The sequence below is a fragment of the Cellvibrio sp. BR genome, from assembly GCF_000263355.1.
In the GTDB taxonomy this organism is placed as follows: domain Bacteria; phylum Pseudomonadota; class Gammaproteobacteria; order Pseudomonadales; family Cellvibrionaceae; genus Cellvibrio.
The window spans coordinates 100724-121455 of record NZ_JH668207.1 but is presented as its reverse complement, the minus strand read 5'-3'; the positions used below and the strand labels follow the sequence as shown (position 1 = coordinate 121455).

General features: G+C 50.3%; 22 protein-coding genes. 9 read left to right on the top strand and 13 right to left on the bottom strand.

Annotated elements, in window-relative coordinates; all coding sequences use genetic code 11:
- Positions 1-29 precede the first annotated feature (29 nt).
- From O59_RS19605 to O59_RS19560, 10 genes are all read right to left on the bottom strand, one after another.
- Positions 30-878 (bottom strand): fumarylacetoacetate hydrolase family protein, encoded by an 849-nt coding sequence (locus O59_RS19605; protein WP_007645857.1) that lies wholly within the window; start codon positions 876-878, stop codon positions 30-32.
- Between the two features lie 21 nt (positions 879-899).
- Positions 900-1628: an SDR family oxidoreductase gene (locus O59_RS19600; RefSeq protein ID WP_007645856.1), complete on the bottom strand. Its 729-nt coding sequence runs from the start codon at positions 1626-1628 to the stop codon at positions 900-902.
- A gap of 10 nt (positions 1629-1638) precedes the next feature.
- Positions 1639-2868 carry a UxaA family hydrolase gene (locus O59_RS19595; RefSeq protein WP_007645855.1) on the bottom strand — a complete coding sequence of 410 codons (1230 nt, stop codon included), beginning with the start codon at positions 2866-2868 and terminating at the stop codon, positions 1639-1641.
- Positions 2865-3212 carry a UxaA family hydrolase gene (locus O59_RS19590; RefSeq protein ID WP_007645854.1) on the bottom strand — a complete coding sequence of 116 codons (348 nt, stop codon included), beginning with the start codon at positions 3210-3212 and terminating at the stop codon, positions 2865-2867. Before O59_RS19590 ends, O59_RS19595 begins: the two co-directional genes overlap by 4 nt.
- Positions 3213-3284: 72 nt before the next feature.
- Positions 3285-4352: an aldo/keto reductase gene (locus O59_RS19585; protein WP_007645853.1), complete on the bottom strand. Its 1068-nt coding sequence runs from the start codon at positions 4350-4352 to the stop codon at positions 3285-3287.
- Positions 4353-4600: 248 nt separating this feature from the next.
- Positions 4601-5407 carry an IclR family transcriptional regulator gene (locus O59_RS19580; RefSeq protein ID WP_007645852.1) on the bottom strand — a complete coding sequence of 269 codons (807 nt, stop codon included), beginning with the start codon at positions 5405-5407 and terminating at the stop codon, positions 4601-4603.
- Between the two features lie 55 nt (positions 5408-5462).
- Complete coding sequence (locus tag O59_RS19575; RefSeq protein WP_007645851.1) at positions 5463-6326, bottom strand: amidohydrolase; 864 nt, start codon at positions 6324-6326, stop codon at positions 5463-5465.
- A complete protein-coding gene (gene fucP / locus O59_RS19570) occupies positions 6323-7618 on the bottom strand; it encodes an L-fucose:H+ symporter permease (RefSeq protein WP_040393624.1) in 1296 nt (431 codons plus the stop codon). Before fucP ends, O59_RS19575 begins: the two co-directional genes overlap by 4 nt.
- A 321-nt stretch (positions 7619-7939) precedes the next feature.
- A complete protein-coding gene (locus tag O59_RS19565) occupies positions 7940-8866 on the bottom strand; it encodes a transporter substrate-binding domain-containing protein (protein ID WP_007645845.1) in 927 nt (308 codons plus the stop codon).
- A gap of 147 nt (positions 8867-9013) precedes the next feature.
- The gene (locus O59_RS19560) at positions 9014-9967 is read right to left on the bottom strand and encodes a DUF4114 domain-containing protein (protein WP_007645843.1); all 954 of its coding nucleotides are present in this window, start codon (positions 9965-9967) and stop codon (positions 9014-9016) included.
- Positions 9968-10203: 236 nt separating this feature from the next.
- Between O59_RS19560 and O59_RS19555 the strand changes: the two genes are divergently transcribed.
- Positions 10204-10581, top strand: coding sequence for a DUF1304 domain-containing protein (locus O59_RS19555; protein ID WP_007645839.1), 378 nt, complete (start codon positions 10204-10206; stop codon positions 10579-10581).
- On the opposite strand, the gene O59_RS19550 is transcribed toward O59_RS19555, so the two are convergent.
- A complete protein-coding gene (locus O59_RS19550) occupies positions 10578-11609 on the bottom strand; it encodes an SUMF1/EgtB/PvdO family nonheme iron enzyme (RefSeq protein ID WP_007645836.1) in 1032 nt (343 codons plus the stop codon). The two genes, O59_RS19555 and O59_RS19550, sit on opposite strands and share 4 nt — an antisense overlap.
- Before the next feature lie 260 nt (positions 11610-11869).
- Here O59_RS19550 and O59_RS21195 point away from each other — a divergent pair, with 260 nt between their 5' ends.
- The 8 genes from O59_RS21195 to O59_RS19510 all read left to right on the top strand — a co-directional run bounded on the left by O59_RS21195 (position 11870) and on the right by O59_RS19510 (position 17960).
- Complete coding sequence (locus tag O59_RS21195; RefSeq protein WP_007645834.1) at positions 11870-13819, top strand: winged helix-turn-helix domain-containing protein; 1950 nt, start codon at positions 11870-11872, stop codon at positions 13817-13819.
- Positions 13820-13900: 81 nt separating this feature from the next.
- Entirely contained in the window at positions 13901-14482 is a 582-nt protein-coding gene (locus O59_RS19540) for a hypothetical protein (protein ID WP_157152659.1), read from the top strand.
- A 98-nt stretch (positions 14483-14580) separates the two neighbouring features.
- Complete coding sequence (locus O59_RS19535; RefSeq protein ID WP_040393623.1) at positions 14581-15039, top strand: MOSC domain-containing protein; 459 nt, start codon at positions 14581-14583, stop codon at positions 15037-15039.
- 88 nt (positions 15040-15127) lie between these two features.
- Positions 15128-15346 (top strand): DUF6500 family protein, encoded by a 219-nt coding sequence (locus tag O59_RS19530; RefSeq protein ID WP_040393622.1) that lies wholly within the window; start codon positions 15128-15130, stop codon positions 15344-15346.
- Positions 15347-15390: 44 nt separating this feature from the next.
- The gene (locus tag O59_RS19525; protein ID WP_007645831.1) at positions 15391-15906 is read left to right on the top strand and encodes a ribonuclease HI; all 516 of its coding nucleotides are present in this window, start codon (positions 15391-15393) and stop codon (positions 15904-15906) included.
- Positions 15893-16177, top strand: coding sequence for a hypothetical protein (locus tag O59_RS19520; protein WP_007645830.1), 285 nt, complete (start codon positions 15893-15895; stop codon positions 16175-16177). Before O59_RS19525 ends, O59_RS19520 begins: the two co-directional genes overlap by 14 nt.
- A 27-nt stretch (positions 16178-16204) precedes the next feature.
- Positions 16205-17404, top strand: a complete 1200-nt coding sequence (locus O59_RS19515; protein WP_157152658.1) for a sialidase family protein — start codon at positions 16205-16207, stop codon at positions 17402-17404.
- A 64-nt stretch (positions 17405-17468) separates the two neighbouring features.
- Positions 17469-17960, top strand: coding sequence for an arsinothricin resistance N-acetyltransferase ArsN1 family B (locus O59_RS19510; protein WP_007645828.1), 492 nt, complete (start codon positions 17469-17471; stop codon positions 17958-17960).
- A gap of 13 nt (positions 17961-17973) precedes the next feature.
- On the opposite strand, the gene O59_RS19505 is transcribed toward O59_RS19510, so the two are convergent.
- Both O59_RS19505 and O59_RS19500 read right to left on the bottom strand, forming a co-directional pair.
- Entirely contained in the window at positions 17974-20160 is a 2187-nt protein-coding gene (locus O59_RS19505; protein WP_007645827.1) for a bifunctional diguanylate cyclase/phosphodiesterase, read from the bottom strand.
- A gap of 120 nt (positions 20161-20280) precedes the next feature.
- Entirely contained in the window at positions 20281-20721 is a 441-nt protein-coding gene (locus O59_RS19500) for a cyclophilin-like fold protein (protein WP_007645826.1), read from the bottom strand.
- Positions 20722-20732: the final 11 nt, after the last annotated feature.

The following is a 20732-nucleotide window of genomic DNA, read 5'->3' as shown; positions in this document are numbered from 1 at the left end:
CATAGAAAAAAAGAGCATGGGGGGATTTATCACTTCGCATTAACAACAACCTGCTTCTGCACACCCATACCTTCAATACCCAATTCAATCACATCGCCTGCGTTTAAATACACGGGCGGTTTTTGACCGAGACCCACGCCGGGTGGTGTACCGGTGCTGATAACATCACCTGGCTGCAGGCTCATAAATTGTGAAAGGTAGTGCACTAAAAATTGTGGGCCAAATACCATTTGGTCGGTGGAACCGTTTTGGAATGTTTTGCCATTTACGGTGAGCCACAGATTTAAATTTAGTGGATCAGCAACTTCATCGCGTGTTACCAAATAAGGGCCGATGGGGCCGAAGCTATCGCAGCCTTTGCCCTTGTCCCACTGACCACCGGGACGCTCCAATTGAAAGTTGCGTTCCGAGACGTCGTTAATCACGCAGTAACCGGCGATATAATCCAGCGCTTCATCCAACTCGATATAACTCGCGTGTTTACCTATGACGATGCCCAACTCCACTTCCCAATCGAGCTTGGTGGAATTGCGCGGTTTAATCACATTGTCATTCGGGCCGGTAATCGCACTGGTTGCTTTCATAAACACCACCGGTTCCGATGGCACAGCAACACCTGACTCTGCCGCGTGGTCGGCATAGTTCAAACCGATGCAAATAAATTTACCGACGTTATTTACGCAAGGGCCAAAACGTGTGCCCTCTGGCACCAGCGGTAGGGACGACAAATCCAGCGCGGCAATTTTTTGCAGCGCGGCATCGCTAATTGTTGCACCGTGGATATCGGCAACGACGCCAGACAAATCGCGCAGTTGGCCATTGTTATCAACTACACCGGGTTGTTCCTGGCCGGGATTACCGTGACGAAATAGTTTCATTGTGTTAATTCCAAAAAAAAATTAATTACTCCAACCACCATCAATAATATTGATGGTGCCAGTGGTGAATGCCGATGCGTCGCTCGCCAAATAAAGCGCCAGCTCTGCCATTTCACGGGCAGTGCCTAAACGTCCCATGGGCTGGCGGGCGACAAAGTTTTTATAAGCTGCTTCGTAATCGCCCGTCGCGTGCAAACGCTGTTCGAGCGATGGTGTTTGTACTGTGCCGGGGCAAATTGCATTACAGCGCACACCCTGGGTGACAAAATCGGCGGCAACCGCTTTGGTTAAACCAATTACCGCCGCTTTAGTCATGCCGTAGGCAAAACGATTGGGTGCGCCTTTAATGGAACTGGCCACTGACGACATATTGATAATAGAACCGCCGCCCCGCGCAAGCATGCCCGGTAAAAACGTGCGGATCATGCGATACATGGAAGTCACGTTTAAATCGATAGAAAAATTCCAATCTTTTTCATCGCAATCCAAAATAGTGCCGCTGTGCACATAACCGGCGCAGTTGAACAAAATATCGATGCCACCGACATGTTCACTGAGCTGTTGGATGTCGTCTTTTTTTAACACATCCAAACCATAAATTTCACAGCCAACCAATTCTTTTAGCGCCGCAACATTCACATCGGTGGCGATAACGCGCGCACCTTCGGCGGCAAATAATTCAGCGCTGGCACGACCAATGCCCTGTGCAGCAGCGGTGATTAATGCAGTTTTACCTTCCAGTCTTTTCATCGTATTTGTCTCACACCATTTGTCGTACAGGCAAACAACTCGGCCCTATGGGTTCAAAGGCTTTGTAAGTCAGAATAAATTCCTGATGCCCTAAATCTTCCGACACACTGCGTTTACCCGACGCCACCGCAATAACGTTTTGCAAAATTTCTTCACCCACCTCGTCCAGTGTTGCTGCACCTTCCAAAATACGGCCGGCGTTGACATCCATATCACCTGCTAAACGACGATAGGTTTCCGGGTTGGCACACACTTTTATCACCGGTGAAATCGCAGAGCCCACGACAGAGCCGCGCCCGGTAGTGAATAAAATAACGTGGGAACCGCAGGCAATTAATTCGATAATTTCCGCGTTATCGGAAATATTCGGAAAACCAAAACGCGGCTCGCCATCGGGTACCACATCCAATAAATACAAACCGCCTGCAGGAGGAATATCGCCCGGTTTAATTAAACCGCTAATGGGTGATGAACCGGATTTTGAATAGGCGCCCATGGATTTTTCTTCCATGGTGGTTAACCCGCCATCGGCATTGCCCGGCGCAAAACTGCCAAACCCCATCACGCGATAATAGTGTTCCGCTTTAGCGACACAGGCTTCAATTTCCGCACCCAGTTCCGGTGTAATGGCGCGCTCCGCCATGATGGTTTCGCAACCGATTAATTCACCGGTCTCTTCAAAAATACAGGTGGCATTGGCCGCGACTAATGCATCGAAGCAACGGCCAACGGCAGGGTTGGCACTAATGCCGCTGGTGCCATCGGAACCGCCACAAATAGTTCCCACAATTAATTCGTGTAAGTGCATGGGCACACGTGCAACGTTTGCGGCTTCAGTTTGTAAACGTTTTACCGCTGCAATCCCCGCATCAATCGTCGCTTTGGTGCCACCCACTTCCTGAATCACCAATAATTCTGCCGGGCGGCCGCTAGCAAGAATTTCACTTAATAATTTTTCGCGATTCATACTTTCGCAACCGAGCGACACCAATAGCGCGCCGCCCACATTCGGATGGGTACACACCGCACGCATCATTTCATAGGCGTATTGATTGGGATAACAACCGGGGAAGCCGATGAGATGTACATCCATGTCGTTGGCGAAATTTACAATTTTGCGGGTCACGTGATGGGCGCACTCAACCAGATAAGCCACCACAATCACATTGCGAATACCCTTGCGACCATCGCTGCGCTGCCAGGCTAAAAATTCCGGGGGCGTGGTATGGGTGATACTCATGATTCACTCCTGTCTTTGTTCTGGCGCGAGCGGGTGTGACTGGGAATGTAATCACTTTTCATATTGTGCATATGTATATGTTCACCTTTAACGGCCGCAGTAACCATTGAGCCGATGGGTGCGCCGTAGCGATACACTTTTTCAGCCTCGACCAAATTATTGCGTGCAATTTTATGGCCCACCGCTATGTCGCTTGCGGCGCTAATTTTTTCACCGTCGATAATCAGTTCATCGCCGGTGTGAATTTGTTTTACACACACCAGAATGTTGTCGTTGGGGTGTAACAAAATAACGGGGGAAAGCGAACCTACACTCTCGCCGGTTACTGATCGGTTTTGTGTCATAACACCTGGTACTCACTGCGCGTAGTTAAATCAGCATGGTTAAATCGGCATGGTTAAATCGTTTATCGCTTATTAAATGGGTATGGGGGCTGCGGGGTGAATCAGCTCCTGCCGACGCAACTGCTGCCAATATTCAACGGGAATTGGAGTGTTCATCCAGGCATTCGCCTGTTGTACTTCGGCAGGGTTGGCAAGCCCGGCAAGCACAGAACAAATTTGCGGATGCGCCGCCGGAAATTGCAGCGCGGCGGCAGCGAGCGGCACATTGAACTCTGCACCTACCCGTTCAAGTTGTGCCACACGATCAATAATGCTTTGGGGCGCGGTTTCGTAGTTGTAATAAACCGGCTGTTTGCCCGAGGCAACTGCAGGGGCGGTAACACCTGTGGCGAGAATACCGGAGTTAAAGGGGCCGCCCAGAATAACGGAGGCACCGCGCCGCGCGCACAGCGGCAGAAAAGTCTCGCAGGCCCCCTGCTCTAACAAGGTGTAGCGCCCGGCGAGTAAAAAGCCGTCGAAGTCGCCGTGGGTTAATGCCGCTTCACAAATTTGCCACTCGTTCGTGCCAAGCCCGATCGCCGTCACCTGCCCTGTCGCCTTTAACTCGCACATGGCGCGGTAGCCGCCCTCCATAAACTCGCGGAAGCGTACCGGGTGATCAGCGCCGTGGGTCAGCGGGCCTAAATCGTGGGCGAGCAGAATATCTACCTGTTCCCGCTGCAAGCGTTTCAGGCTGGCAGCGAAGGAGCGCATCACACCGTCGTAGCTGTAATCGAATACCGGCTCCAGTGCAGGTGCATTGGCAAAACCATGTCTTACAGACTCTTTGGAGTTAGTTGGCACTAACAAACGCCCCACTTTGGTGGAGAGGATGATGCTTTCCGCAGCCCCTGCTCGACGCGCCAGTGCAGCCCCCAAACGGGACTCACTCAAACCAAAACCATAGTGGGGAGCGGTATCTATGTAGCCTATGCCTGAATCGAGTACAGCATCCACCGTAGCGTAGGCCTGTTCGTCGCTCTGGGGTTGATAGAGATTGCCAATAGGTGCAGCGCCAAAACCGAGGGACGAGAGACGCAAGTTGGTGTTGCCGAAACTACGCTTATCGCGGTTTTGGCTCATGTTATCTGGCAATGCCATGGTGAGATGTGCCCGTCTGATTTTTATAATTGAAATGAAAACTGCTAATAAAAAATATCTTATCCGATACGCTAAAAAAATCACATATGGTTAAACTGACTTTTTGATAAAAAGAGTAAACAAAAAGAGCGCGATAGCAGCTATCGCTCCCCCAAAATTCATTAGTGAAAACAACCTGAAGCCACCCAATTCACAGGTAAAAACGCCCGCAACCTCCTGACTGGCAAGCTGATTAACGGGCGTGGCGACTAATCCATGAGCGCTTGGGCGATTTTGTCGGCTGCTTGCATGAGGCGCTCCAGTACACGTTCGGTACTGACCGCTTGGGCTTTAATATTGATAAACGGAATAATCAATACCGCTACCGCGCCATGCACACCAATCACCGGAACGCAGAAATCGGTCACGCCATCCACAAAATCACTGCTGAGTTGGATATACCCCTGAGACACGCCCCGACGCGCCTTGGCCAAAAACCGCTCGATACGCTCCAGATCCACTGTCGCCGACAACTGTGGCAACCAGCTGGCCTGGGCATCGGGGGAGGCAAAACCGTAGAGCAAAGCACCGGAATTGGTATCGATCAAACGGCGGCGATAGCCCACACGCACCGAAAACCCCAGATCCATGGGGCTTTCCTGACGGGCGATAACCACAATCTGGTCGCCCGAGGGAACCACCAAATGACAAGACTGCCCCAGCTCGCGGCAGAGTTCTTTCATCGCGGGCAAGGCTACTTCCAGCAGGGTTTTTGCCGTGCCTTGGGAAATACCCAAGGTGAATAGTTTGTTGGTGAGCATGTAGCCATCGCGCCCATCCGTCATTTGCGCGATATAGCCGCGATACTCCAGCGCCAACACCATGCGAAACAGCTCGCTCACCGAGCGGCCCAAGTGGGTTGCCATCTGTGAAGTGGTGAGTGGGGACGGGCTGCGCGCCAGCAGCTCCAGAATATCCAGTCCCTTTTCCAGTGCTGGTGCGCGATATTTACGCTCGGCATCCTCTGCCAATTCGTGCTCCAGTTGGTCTGCCGCGTTGCTCATTGTTGTTGTCATAGCGATTTACCCATTTTTAGTTTTAGTGATTTATGGTTTTTTGTGATTTATGTTTTTAGTTGAGGCGATAAAAACGCGAGCTGGTACTGCTAAAAATGCTTTCCAACTCTTCCGGTGCGCAACCGGATAAAGCTCTGCGCACCAACGCCAACCAGCCGCTATAGCTGGCCCATTGGGGATTGGCCGCCACACCCAGTACCGGCCAATCGCTGCCCCACATCAACCGCTGCGCTCCAAACTGCGCATACAGCCAGGTGATGTAGCGGGCAAGCAGTGCAGGCTCCTGGCTAGCCCCCGCCTCGGTGGGCAAGCCAGAAACTTTGCAATACACATTTGGTAACGCCGCCAGCTTCGCCATGGCGTCACACCAATCAGGTGCCAGCTGATTACTGGCCGCAACAGGCGGTTTGGCTGCGTGGTCTATCACCAGCGGCAGTTCCGGATGGCGCCGCGCAAACTCGTACACAAAGGGCAAGTGGCGCGTATAGACCAGCGCATCCAGGGCCAGTTGGTGCTGCTTCATGGCCGCCAGCGCTGGTTCCAATTCCGGGCGCAGAATCCAGTTGTCCTCGGCGAGCGCTTGCAACATAGGCCGCAGGCTACGCAATTTGGAAGCCTGTCCCGTCGCCGATGGCTGCATTAATTGCGCAATGCGGGCCGGTGCCGTGGGCGAGGCTAAATCCACCCAGCCCACAACGGCCTTGATAAAGCCAGACCCGGTTGCCAGTTGCAGCAGGTAATCGGTATCCGCATCACAGGTTTGGGACTGCACCAGCACCGACCCCGAAACCCCTGCCGTGCGGGCAATACCCTCGAACTCGGGCAGGTGGTGGTCGCGATAAATCGCGGACAAATCCGGCGTTGGCCAAACACAGCCATAGGCGCCCAATTGCCACAGGTGATGATGGGCATCAATCACTGGCCCAGCTCCGGTTTTGCCAGGGGTTGATCGGCCACTTCCAGCCGGTCGCGCTGGCGCGCAAAAGCGGCGATCACCACAAAACAAAACAGCGGGATTATCACCGCCAGATGAATGGAGCTGAGGTCTGAGATCAACCCCATCACGGCGGTCAGTACCGCGCCGCCAATAATGGCCATCACTACCAGCGATGAACCTGCTTTTGCCAATCCTCCCAGATTTTTAACGCTCAACGCAAAAATAGTGGGGAACATAAGCGACATAAAAAAGCTGGTCGCCACCAGTGCGAGCAAGCCGCTGTAACCGGGGGCCAAAATGGCGTAGGCGCAGAGCAACACATTGGTGAGGGCGTACAGCCACATTAACCAGGCGGCGCGGCAGCGCGACATCAGCGCCGTTGCCACAAACCGGCCAATCATAAACAACACCAGCGATGCCATGAGGTAATTCGCGAGGGTTTTCTCACCGGTGCCGGGCATGGTCTCCTGCCCGTAGCGAATCAAAAAACTCCAGATGCACACCTGCGCTCCCACGTAAAAAAACTGGGCGGTCACGCCAAACATAAACTGGCCATTGCGCAGCAGGGTTTTGTAGTCCGCCCAACCGCCAATATCGTCTTGCGTGCGCTGGGTGGCGAGGCGTGGGAATTTTACCAATAACACCAGCAGCGCCCAGAGCACGACCACTACTCCCAATATCAAATAAGGCCCCTGCACTGCCTGCGCCTCGCTACTGTAAAACTGCTCCAACTGCAGCGCGCTCATGGCGGCTAGCTCATCGGCCGTGGGTTCATGGCCGGAAAAAATAAACTCGCGGCCAATATAAATCCCCGCAATACAACCAAAGGGGTTAAATGACTGGGCAAAATTCAAGCGCCGCTCCGCCGTGGCCGGGTCGCCCATCGCCACAATTAAGGGGTTGGCGGAGGTCTCCAAAAACGCGAGGCCGCTGGCAATCACAAACAGCGCCAGCAAAAACAGGCTGTATTCGCGCAGTTCTGCCGCCGGGTAAAACATAAACGCGCCCATGCCGTACAGCAGCAAGCCAAAAACGACAGCGGCTTTGTAGCCGAAGCGCTTCATCCACAGCGCGGCGGGAATGGAAAACACAAAATAGCCGGTATAAAACGCGGATTGCACTAAACCGGCCTTAAAGTCCGAGAGGGTAAACAGCTTTTTGAAATGGGTGATGAGTATGTCGTTAAGGTTGTTCGCCATGCCCCATAAAAAAAAGAGGCTGATAATTAATACCAAAGGCAGCAGCACCTGGGCCGCTTTGGGCGTTGTATTCATCTTTGCTCCACTGGCGGCACTTGAGTGCAACCACTTATTCATTATTAGGATGGAGATGGCTCGCCGAGCCGCGTTATGACTATCACTGTGACTATGGCGTTTGTTTGCTGCAAACCGGACAAGCCTGTTTACGAGCAAAACACAGTTCATATTTAAAACATACTAGCATAGAGTCAAATAAACCATAACGCTTTTTACGCGATGATATGCCTGCAGCAAAATCAATACAACCGGAACCGTGGGGAAAGGAAAATTAGCGGCAAACAGAAAGGAAAGCTGGCCCAACTCCACACCGAGAATCAGGCCAGTTAACGAGCGGAATTATTCTGTCAGGTCAGGCTCAGCAACCACCTCATCAGCAGGCGTGGGCGCTGGTTTTTTTAAGGTATTGATATCAAACCACAACTCGGCCCGATCCAGCGGTGTCTCTTTGGGCAGGGTCGGGTTGTCGATCATAAAAGCGATGCGGTCGTGCAAATTTGCCTGCTCGATCGCCGAGCGCACAATCGGATGACGGAAAAACACTTCGTTAAAACTGCCATCGGCAATCGCACGATTCAAACCCAGTTCCAAATCTGCTGCCAGCTTGGTATTGCCGTGTTTGGTAAAAAAATACAGCGGCATGCGGTAGACCAGCATGATGCGCTTCTCTACCGTCAGCGGCAGGTTTTTATTGGTCTCCAGCTCGGCCCAAGGCTCTTGCACACCACGTGGGAAGGCATCAAACCGGTCGCCATCCAGCATATAAAACAAACTGGGGTACTTGTTGGTGCGAATGACCTTGAGGCCATTGCTCTCCAAAATGCCCGAATCCGCCCAGGTAGTGCCCTGCCCAAAAGTAAACTTTTTCAGGTCATCAAAGGTTTTCACCTGATCAAAACGGGCCTGTGACTCGGGTTTGATAATAAAAATGCGGTGCCCGAGCAAGCCGCGGTACAGCGGGATACGTATCGGCAGCAACATTTCCTCCATCTCGATATTGGTTGCAGCCCAGAGTAAATCCATCCGGCCGGAGGCCACATCATCCATATTGCGTGCCTGGGTTACCGGGGTGTTATCCACCTTCAGTTCATAGCGGGTGTCCGTTTTGCTCAGCGCTAAATTCAGTATTTCCATGACATAACTGGCATTGCCGTCGGCCGCGCCATTTACGCGAATAACATTGGATTGGGCGCTGAGGGGGGCGGCCATAAACGCAGCAAGAAACAAGGGGGCAGCGATCAGCTGGCGAACAAAAAATCTAGTCATAAAAAAACCATTGCCGGGTTGAGTGGTTTGAACCTGAAAACTTAATTTATCATATTTATATTTTAATTTTAAACACTAAAAGATGGCGTAAAAAAACCAGCTTTTGTGCTGGTTTTAGTGTAGACCTTATTGCGATGTTTCGCGCTTTTATACCGGCAAGCGGTGCACTGTACGACGACGCCACCACAACCCGCCCAACAATAAGCCAAATAGGGGCAGGCTGACCGGCTCACTCACCACAACGGGCGGGAGGGGGATATCCACACTCACGCCTTCAAACAAAAAGACGTTATCGTTGAAGTCACGGTCGCCACCGCCCCAGATATCCTCAAAACCTACCAGAAAACGATTGCTGCCCAGGTTCAGCACCTTGGTGTGCACTTGCCCGTCATTCCAGCCCTTGCTGTCCTGATTATTGGCTGCAGCGCCGCTGAAAAAATAGTTGGTGTTGGGGTAGTGAATATTGTCCGCGTTGTAATGCAGTACCAGCGCCTGCAGGCCAAAAATCAAACTGTCACCCACCGCCAAACCGGAGATCACCCGCGATTGCCCAAGGTTATCGGGCACACAGCTATTACCCGCTTTCGCTTCGGCATATTCACAGCCGCCACGGGTTTCAAACAGTTGATTGCTGGTATTCACCGGGTTAAAAGTCCCTAGGTTATTGGTGCCACCAGTGGCGTAGATAGGGTCCCAAAACGCCGTGCGATCTAACAGATCACTGCCCTGTTGCGCCAGAAACAATACCGAGTTGCGCGCCGCACCAGTACCTAAAAACGTCACCCGCACCGATTCAGACGCCGCCGCCAAACCGGCACCGACATTGTCTTGCAAGGGCGCGTTTTTGAATTGCCCGAGAATGCTTTCATCGATATTAAAGCGACTGTCGCCATTGCCGAGGGTGTAGCGGGAAAACCATTCATTGGTACCGGGAGTCGCACCGGGAGTGGCGATGATCTGATAATCCGCCGTCGCCCCCGACCAACCACTGCCGTTGGTACTGGCATCCTGCAGGCCGCTAATACTATAAGCCTGAGTCGCCACGCTGATCAGCGACAAGCTTGCCGCGATAAAAGCTGAATAAAGGGATGTGTTACGCATATAACTGTTCGTTAGCCTCTTGCCGTAATTTATGGTTATTGGTTTGTTTAAAAAACAACCCGCAAACTATCACGCCAAAAAATGTGAAGCCATCGAGGTTTCCATGAATACGAATGCAATCTCAGCCCCAAAACGAAGCGGCCAGATTAGTCAGATTTATTCACCGCATTTCATCAGCAATCGGCTAGGGTTATAGTCACCACCACACCCGAATCCCACAGTTCCGGAGCGTTTCCATGACCTCATTGCTCGCCCTCAGCGCCAACATTCTGATCGCCGCCATCGCCCTGCTGCATATTTATATTCTGGTGCTGGAAATGTTTCTGTGGGAAAAACCCGCCGGCCTGCGCGCCTTTCGCAACAGCCCCGAAAAAGCAGCCGCCACCCGCGTGCTGGCAGCGAACCAGGGTTTATACAACGGCTTTTTAGCGGCGGGATTAGCTTGGGGGTTGTGGCTGGGCGATGCTGGGCTACACCTTAAAATTTTCTTTTTACTCTGTATTGCCATCGCCGGTATTTACGGCGCACTGACCGCCGCGCGCAAAATTATTTTTATCCAAACTGTGCCAGCGGTAATTGCGCTGGCACTTCTGGCACTAGCGGTAGTTGTTTAACTCCGAGCTGCTTGGTGCAGGGCTTTTTGAGCCTTGCTCAGCTCGCGCTTGAACTGTTTGTTACGTTTGCGCTGTTCGGGGCTGGGCTTTGCGCAGCTATCTTTATTCGGCATATCTTCGGCGATACGAAACCCCTCCAGCGCGCCGATAAAATCGATACTCCAGGGCGAACGCTGGGTCATTGCAAAGGGCGCCCAATGCCAGGAGCCACCGCGAATCATGCGCTTGGTGCAATCGCCCGTCATACGTGCTGAGGCATCCTTCGCATCACCGGGGTACGTTTCGTTGGCGCAATCGCGGGTAAATTCGTTGATATTGCCAATCATGTCATGCAGGCCAAAGGCATTGGGCTGGTAAATACCCACCACACTGGCATAACCGCTTTTATCATCGCAGGCCAAGACCCCCACATGGTCTTTGGATTCCAAACCATCGTAATCGCGCTTGATCGCTGCCTCGGCCGCTTGATCAGCGGTATTGGCAAACGCACAGGCTTGTGTTGCCTCTTCACCCCAGAAGTAAGTGCTGGTTGTACCGGCACGCGCCGCATATTCCCATTCCACCTCACTCGGCAAGCGATAACTTCTACCAGTCTCTTTGCTCAACCATTCCACATAAGCTTGGGCGGCATCCCAACCGATACAAGTAACTGGTTCAAACTCACTCGCTGAATGTTTGTTTTTGGCCCAGCTGCCGGGGCGTTTGGCAAACCACTTTTGGCTGTCCATTTGCTGGCAGCTGGTGGGCGCGGGGTAATTAGTAGCGGCAATAAACTGGCCAAACTCTTTCACCGTGACTTCGTACTTACCCATGCGAAAGGGTTTGATGGGCAAGGTTGCTATTTGTGTGCCGGTACTCACCACCGCGCCATCTTTTTGGGTGGTAGTCTTGGGGTGCAGGGTGAGTTGCCCGGCGGGGATATCCACCATAATAGGCTCAATCAAACCATCGGCCGCCCACAATAAATGGCTCTGGCTGGCGATAAGTAAAACGGGCAGACGTTTAAGACAAAATCCTACAAGTGACATAAATCGAATCCTTAACCGGGAAATTAATTGCGAAAGCGCAAAGCATTCAAGCAAGCGCGTGACCATGCCGACACAGCGGCACTGCTGGCGATTTGAGCAAGGCACTCGCGCAAAATCCTATTAATTTCCTGATTTTGTCCTTTTATAGAAAAACTATAGATTTTTTAGCTGCGCCTAACACCAGCGCCTACCGCGCCCAGCGCAAAAACCGGTGTAAACTCCCGCGCACTAACTCCTACTAATAAGATGTTGTATTGCCCGTGGACTATTACTTTACTAACGCCCAATTCAATCAGTTTCAATTTAATGACCAGAGCTTATTGCTACTAAAAGATGGCCAAGCACTGGCCGTTCGCAATAACGAAGCAAAACTGCTCGCGTTTTTTTTGGCCAGTCCGCAGCAGGTATTTAGCAAAGATGCGATTCTTGAAAGTGTGTGGGCGGGCAAAGTCGTCTCTGAACAAGCCGTGTTTCAGGCGATTAGCAACCTGCGCAGCATCTTTGGTGATGAGACGATCAAAACCTTTCCCAAAAAAGGTTATCAATGGCAAATCGATGTGCAGCAGGCGCCCTCAGCTACAAGTCCAACATCTAATCCAGCATCGCCCCTAACAGCATCGACCCTAACAACAGCGGAACCAACGACGATCAGCAATGAACATCATCGTCGCCCACAATGGTGGCTCGGGCTGTGCACCGCACTGCTACTGCCGGGTTTACTCTTTACTCTGCTTCTAAATCCCTCGGCGGGAGACGACTCGGTTCCCATCCCGATCATTGTGCAGCCCTTTGTGCTCGACACTCAGCACACCGGCGCACCCGACCTTGCCCAGCAAATGCACGACGCCGTGTTTGAACAAATTAATAGTCAAGCGGCGCTGGTGGCGCATTTACCCCCCGCGCATTATTCACCCGCACAAATTGCCGCTGAACCTGCACATTATTTACACCTGTACCAGCAAACCATCGCCGCTAATCTATTAGTGAGTGGGCGCACTCGACAGCTAGGCAACCAGTTAATTCTGTCGCTGGTGATACAGGGTCAACAAAACCAGTGGAGGGGTTATTTAATGGCGAGCAATGCCACTGCTTTAGCGACTGAGTTGCACAGCCTGTTGCACAAAATTGCACCTATGAAAGTGCTCTGGGAGAGCCGCGATTTACGGTTGATCAACGCCCAACTGCAATTACTCTACAGCGAAAACCCCGGCAACCTGACCATGCTCTACCAGCTGATGAACAACTCACTCTATTTAGGCGATGTCGATCAAGCCCGCCTGCACGCCCAGGAACTGGAACAGCAAGCACTGACTACCCAGAACCTGCCCTATCAAGCACTCGCTATACGCGCCCAGGCTCTGGCGAATTTGGATCTGATCGATGCGCCCCGCTACATCGCCCTGCTGGATAAATCCCACGCTCTGGCGACAGAATTTAACGACCCGATTTTGGAGAGCCAGATACTGGAGTTCTACACCTATATTTATCACCGGATGAAAAATTTTGATTTGATGGAGAAAAATTTACTGACGGCCCTGGCCTTGGCCGAGGCCGCACAAGCACCGGAACAGCAAGCACAGGTACTGCGACTGCTATCCATTTTTAGTTATAAATTAGACCGCGCCGACAAACGCGATGAGTATCTTGCACGCGCGCACGCTATTTTGGATCAACACCAATTCCCCAGTGAAAGCTACGCACTGCTGGAAGATATTGCAGGCATGTTCACGAGTGACCAAAGCCAAAAGGAATATTTTTTCTGGCAGGCACTCAACCGCTTCAGCCCCGAGCAAGAAGCCTGGGTAAAAGAGCGCGCGCAGGAGCATTTAGTCGACCTCTATATCGAGCAACAGCGCTGGCAGGACGCTTTTGCAGTATTTGCCAAAGAAACTCACTTTTCGGGCGCCGAACTTTTTTATCAAGCCTTAATTCACTTTAACCAAAACAACTTTGCTCTGGCCCAAACCCAAGCCGAAGCTGCCTTTAAACAAGCCAATATCAGCGGCGAATACTCCGCCGCACTGGAAGCAGCAGTATTACTGGCGCAACTGCACAAACAATTTACCCAGCCGGATCTGCAAAAAACCTATATGGAATATATAAATAAAAATGCTCTACCCTCCTGGAAAAAAAGCAAAGCGAAGGTATTAGCGGAGCTGGATGTTAAACCCGAACCTAAGGGCGAATTTGGAAAACCAGAAAACAACTAATGTGTAACCAATGATATGAAGCAGGAAGATAAACGACTGAATCGTCTGATAAATTTTGATTTTATAAACATGGAGCCATTTATGAGAATAATATTAGCGTTAGCAAGCATGCTTATCTGCGCATTAGCAAGCGCAGAACCACTGCCCAAGCCATGGTATCAAACAAACCTGGAGCTGTACGAAAGTGGAGTTCTGATAACGGATGACGCACAAAAAAATAAATTCGGTTATCTAAAATCAAAAAATGAAATTTCACAACACGCAAGCAAGGGAAACATTTTACAGAATGTATCCCCGCCACAAGAATGGCTCGGGCGAAGAATTAGACTTACGGCCCTAATTAACACTAAAACACTCTATGGTTCAGCCAATATTTTCATGAGTATCGATCACGGTGATGGATATAAAACATCTGACATACAACCTTTAAACAAAACCACTGAAAACTCTGACTGGGAAAAATTTTCTATCGTGCTAGATATGCCCCAGAGCCGTAGTGCGGAAATCCTTTTCGGGATCAGTTTACATGGTAAAGGAGAGATTTACTTTGATGACTTTAAGTTTGAGGAAGTTGGTTACGATATTGAAACAACAGGTGAAACTAAAGAAAGAAGCAAAAAGGGGTATCCAGCTAATTTAAATTTTGAAGGCAACCAAATATAGTAAGCGAATGTAGTAAAAAACCAATACCCGCGCTACACAGCTTATCGCAACATACCACTTACAAACTACAATTGAACACAACATCATAGAGGGAAACGATGATTGAGGAAATCTATATAGCGCCATCTCGTGGAGCTGATCAGCTCCAGTTGAGTATCGCTGAACTAGTGCAAGGAAAGGGAATTATAGGTGATCGAAATTTCGATAAATCTAACTGGCCCGGACAAAATATTACGTTTATAGAAATTGAGGAAATAGAAAGCTTTAATCGAGCATTTAATAGAAGCATAAAATCTTCGTCCACGCGTAGAAATATCATTACCCGAGGCATTCGCTTAAATGAACTCGTTGGAAAGACATTTATAATAGGTGAATGTCGTTTCAGGGGTATTGAGTTATGCGAGCCATGTTCCATTTTGGGTGAGATTCTTGAAACCCCGTCCATGAAAAAACATGAAGCTATTAGAGCTTTTGTCAAAAAGGGTGGATTGAGAGCAGACGTATTATCTAGCGGCACCATCTGCGTCAATATGGAAATAACTCAAGAAGCACTATAAATGCATTAATTTAAAGCCCCCCTTAGCAAGTAGCCCGCATACCTTTAGGCTCCAACACCCCCTTACCACTTCGAGAAAACTTATCGTCATGCGACCAGAACTGAGATCCAAAATTATAGAGGTGTGCGACAAAAAGATCGCCAGCAAAGGTGATGGGGTGGGTGTTTCATTTTATGCGTTCTTCGCCAATAAAAATGACAACTCTGAGTTGCTAATGGAAGCGGCTACCTGGTGGATTAAAACCCACAAATTAGATCACTTCGTTAAAGCGCATAAAATTAAAGAAATGGTGCAGCGCAATTTGTGAGCAAGGCTTGATAAACAACTACTGATGCCAGTGAGCCAACACAAATGCCCAACTTAATGTTATTTACCGATGGCAGCGTGGATACCAAAACCCGGGTTGGTTTTGGGGCATACCTTGCGGTTGAGAATATCGATTCACCACTTTCTGATTTACTCGCCACGGTGAAGGTAAAACCGTTTGAAAATACCTCGTCCACCAGACTGGAGTTGCAAACCCTGTTGTGGGCAATCAATGAGGTACTGTTAGCCAATACCGAACAAACACAGCGGGTAATAATTTATAGCGACTCACAAAACATAGTGGGTTTGCCGGCGCGACGTGCTGGTTTGGAGCAGCGGGATTATTGTGCAAACTCGGGTAAACGGCTAAATAATGCCGACCTGTACCAGCAGTTTTATGGGATGATGGATCGCTGCACCTGCACGCTTATTAAGCTGGATGGGCATAAACCAGCGCGTGAAAAAGATACGTTAGATAAAGTATATGCATTAGTCGATAAAACATCCCGCGCTGCCTTGCGCCACTTTAATCACCCGAGAATGGATTATGAATTTAGATAAATCAAAAAAACGTATCGCCAAAAGAGCCAAAATGGGATTTCAAGGTTACCCAAAAATATCATTAACTTACTACGGTAAAACCACCAGCCATGCCGATGAAGTAGTGATAGAGTTTGTATTGGAGGAAGGCGCCGATACTCAAGTGGAACGTTTCTCTAGCAAAATAGATGCACGTGAGGATGAAGTTATTCAATCGGCGATTGTAAAAATGATCGAGCGCTCAGAAGCGAAAACGGTGGTGCAAGTGGATGGGGTTTTGATTGTTGCCTGATTAATGCTAAACAATGGAAATATCGAAATGAATTATGTTGTTGCCGGTTTTTTACTTTTTCTGCTTACTGCTTGCTCACTGCAATCCAGCACTGCGACGAATGACACAAAAACAAACAATACCGAAACAAATATTGCAGTACTGCAAGTGGCAAATAACGTATTTGATCAATCCCAGCCAAATACCTTGGGTTTGCAAAAACCGGCGCAAATAGCACATCACTTGGTATTTAAAGCCAAAGCCGGCAGCGCGCAATATAATCACGGCGCGGTGTTGTTTGCATTTAACGGCGAATTATTTATTCAGTGGCAAAGTTCGCAGCAGGATGAAGATGCACCTGAAACCAAAATTCTGTACAGCCGTAGTAGCAACGGCAATGACTGGAGTGAGCCGCAACAATTAGTTGCGGCGCGCACTGATGCGTTGGTGACTAACGGTGGCTGGTGGCGTTATCGCGATACATTAGTGGCATTTATTAATGTGTGGCCACAGGACTTGCAGCCTAAAGCGGGTTATGTGGAATACATTACCAGCCGCGATGGTAGCCATTGGTCCAAACCAAAACCGTTGCTGGATTACGCTGGTAAACCGGTGGCAGGTGTTATTGAGCAGGATTTAAAACAATTACCTAACGGCAGAATTCTTACCGCGATTCATCATCAACCGGGTTTAATTGCCAAACCGTTTTATACGGATGATGCAACAGGGCTTAGTGGCTGGACGCAAGGCGAGATGGAAAACTTGCCACATCAACCGGGCATAAGCCGCGAGTTAGAACCCAGTTGGTTTTTAACCAAACAGCTAAAACAACAGCAACCAGTGATGGTATTTCGCGATCAAGGCAGCAGCTTCACCCTGTTGGCAGCGCGCAGTAACGACAACGGAAAAACCTGGACCAAACCCACCGCCACCAACATGCCCGACTCCCGCGCCAAACAAAGCGCAGGCAACCTACCCGATGGCCGCGCTTTTTTAATTAATAACCCCAGCGGCACCAAAAACCGCGCACCTCTCACCATTACTTTAAGCAGCGACGGTCAACTGTTTGATAAAGCCTACCTGCTGCGCAGCGAATCCGAATTGCCACTCATGCTATATGCAGGAAAATACAAACGCACCGGTTACAGTTACCCCAAAAGTATTGTGTGGAATAACCGTGTATGGGTGAGTTATGCGGTCAATAAAGAAGATATTGAAGTGACTTCAATGGCGGTGGAAAATTTATAAAAGAACACTAGAAAAAGATGTCCTCGCATAGATTTCAACAACAGTCGCCCTATGGAATAGAAAAATGCTTATTCGCCCCTATGAACCGAAAGACGCCGAAAAAATCTGTGGGATTTACAACTATTACATCAGCAATACCGTGATTACGTTTGAAGAAACACCGCTGACAACTTCCACAATGGCGAGCCGGATAGCCGCGTACACCCAGGAATACCCTTGGTTGGTGTGCGAGGTCGATGGCGAGGTGGTGGGTTATGCTTACGCGACCAAATGGAAAGAGCGCGCGGCCTACAAGAACACCGTAGAGGTGACGATTTATTTGGCAAACGGTTTGGCGCGCAAAGGTTATGGGAAAGCGCTTTATGCCGCGCTGCTCGATGAGTTAAAACAATTAAATTGTCATGTTGTTCTTGGCTGTATCGCCTTACCCAATGAAAGCAGCGAACAACTACATGAATTTTTTGGCTTTAAAAAAGTCGCCCACTTTTCCGAAGTGGGCCGCAAGTTTGGCCAGTGGCTTGATGTGGGTTACTGGCAGAAAATAATTAACCAATAAAAATTACAAACCGCTAGGCAATTGCCTTGAGTGAACTGCCGATCCCCAATAACAATTCGAATTGTGACACTGGCATGGGAGCGCCAAAAAGATAGCCCTGACCTTCATCGCATTGTTCACGGCGCAGGTAATTGTATTCGGCCTGGGTTTCAATACCTTCGGCGATGACTTCCAGATCAAAATTGCGCGCCATATCTATAATTGCGCGCACCACTGAGGCGTCGCGCTTGGAGGTTAAAATTCCTCGCACAAATGATTGGTCAATTTTAATGCGCGATAGCGGGTAAGTTTTTAACAAGCTGAGGGATGCGTAACCCGTTCCAAAATCATCGAACGCAATGCCCACCCCCTGTTGATGCAAACGCTGCAAAATTTCCAGCACAATATCGTCGTTATCGAGCACGATATTTTCGGTCACTTCCAGTTCAAGCGCTTCCGCCGGCAGCCCGTGGCGCGCCAAGGTTTCCATCACCTCTGCGGCTAAATCCCCCACGCGAAATTGTGCACTGCACAGGTTGACGCCAATGCGAAAATCCGGCGCGCCACTGCGACGCCAATATGCAGCTTGGGCGCAGGCTTCATCCAGAATCCATGAACCAACCGTGGCCGCCAGTGGGCCACCTTCGAGTGCAGGTAAAAATGCTGCGGGAGTTAACAAACCGCGCTCGGGGTGAAGCCAGCGAATTAAGGCTTCGGCGCCGGTGATGGTGCCATCCGCCATATTGATTTGTGGTTGATAGAACAACAGGAATTCGCCTTTATCCACCGCGCGATGCAATTCAAGCCCATACAGCCGCCGCGCCATGGCCTCCATGCGCAGGGCGGGCACAAACAGGAATACCCGCCCGCGCCCGTTACTCTTTGCTTTAAATAATGCAAGGTCAGCATTACCGACCAATTCCAGCGCTTCTTGCGCCTGCGTAGGTGCGAGCGCTACACCGCAACTCGCCGCTACCCGAACCTCATTGCCATCGACATTAATTGGTTGCGCAATGGCGGCAAGCACGGCATCGGCCACGTGCATAGCAGTGGCGGCATCGGTCACATTCGCCAGAAGTATCGCAAATTCATCGCCACCAATTCGCGCCACCAGATCTTCACTGCTCACCAGTTGCGATAAACGGTTGGCCACTTCGCACAAAATCGCATCGCCCAGAGTGTGGCCGAGCGTATCGTTAACATCTTTAAATCCATCGAGGTCAATCATCAGCACGGTAGCCGGTGCGGGGCTAATTAATATTTCTTCTACGCTGCGATAAAATTTTCCGCGATTCGCAAGCCCCGTAAGCCCATCGATATTAGCCTGCTGGCGCAAGGCTTCCTCTTCGCGCTGCTGCGCACTCAGGTCTTTGAGTACAGCTTCAAATTTCATATGGCCGCCATCGCGCCAACCAAAAAGCGCAAAGCTAAAACGAAATTCGCTGCCGTCTTTACGCAGCCAGGTTACTTCAGTGGGAATATTAATTTGGTCGAGAGAGTAGGCATCAATCGCTTGAGTGATGAGTGCACGAAAATGGGCGCGATCGCGCTCGGGTAACAACAAGTCAAATTGCAGGGCATTTTTATCTTCCAACCTATAACCACTCACCTCTGCCGCCGCATTATTCCACTCGATAATTTGCAACTGCTCATCGAACCAAATAACCGCCGAGGACGAGCTGCCCGCATATTCATGAAATGGTGGCCGGCTTCGCTCTGTGGAGACTTCAATGCGCCGCAATTCCAAGCGATCCGCCGCCATTTTTGCCAGCTCCAACAACCGCTGCCGATCCTCCCGGGAGAAATCGCTATGGGGGCGATCATCGATCACGCAGAGCGCCCCCAATGCCAAGCCGTCGGGCGAGAGCAAGGGCACACCGGCATAAAAGCGCAGATTGGCCTCCCCGACTACCAGCGGATTATCGTGAAAGCGCTCATCGAGAGTGGCATCGGGCACCACCATCACATCGGACTGGGTAATAGCATGGGCGCAAAAAGATACGTCGCGGCGCATATCCACGTCACCCACGCCCACACTGGCGGCGAAAAAAACGTGATCGCTACCAATCATGTTGACGGCAGCCACCGGCATATCAAACATGCGCGATGCAATACGCACCACCGGGTCCAGGCTTTGCAGCATCTGCTCTTGATCCAACCCGTAATCAGCTAAAGCGTTTAAACGTGCAGATTCATTGGGGAATTTGGCAGGGCACTTCATCGGTACATCCTCCTACTTGGATTTTCCCTGAGCAAAGTTAAGCCCTGTCAGTATAGGAAAGGAAAAAAGTAGGAGTTCAAAATGCAAATATTGATGCCAGAAAAATGCAACCGCGGTGATTTATTGTTGTCGCTCGATAATAACTTGAAGGTCACCCGCGACTTTTAGCGCCGCTATACCATCGCCGTCGATAGCACCCAGTTTGATCAAACCCGGCGAGTCACCGAAGTCGCGGTAATAAATTGCGAGGTTGCCCCACGGGGCGTAATAGGCAATATCGCCCACTTTGGGTGTCATGGTTGATGGGGTGCCTTTGCGGCTGAGTTTTTTCGGGAGGTCGCTGATTTTTTCGGTGTTGTTGTAATCGGTGAGCGTTAAAGTCAGTGGCAGTAGCGCTACAAAATCCCGCGTTGTGTCATTGTCGAGCAGGGTTGCATTAATTACGGTTCCATCATTAATGGTGATACTAATTTTCATGGTTTCACTCCGCGCGTTCACACTGAATAACAGCACTGTTAATAGCAGCAGGCTTGTTGTTTTCCAACCTATAAACAGTTTCATACTGCCTCCAA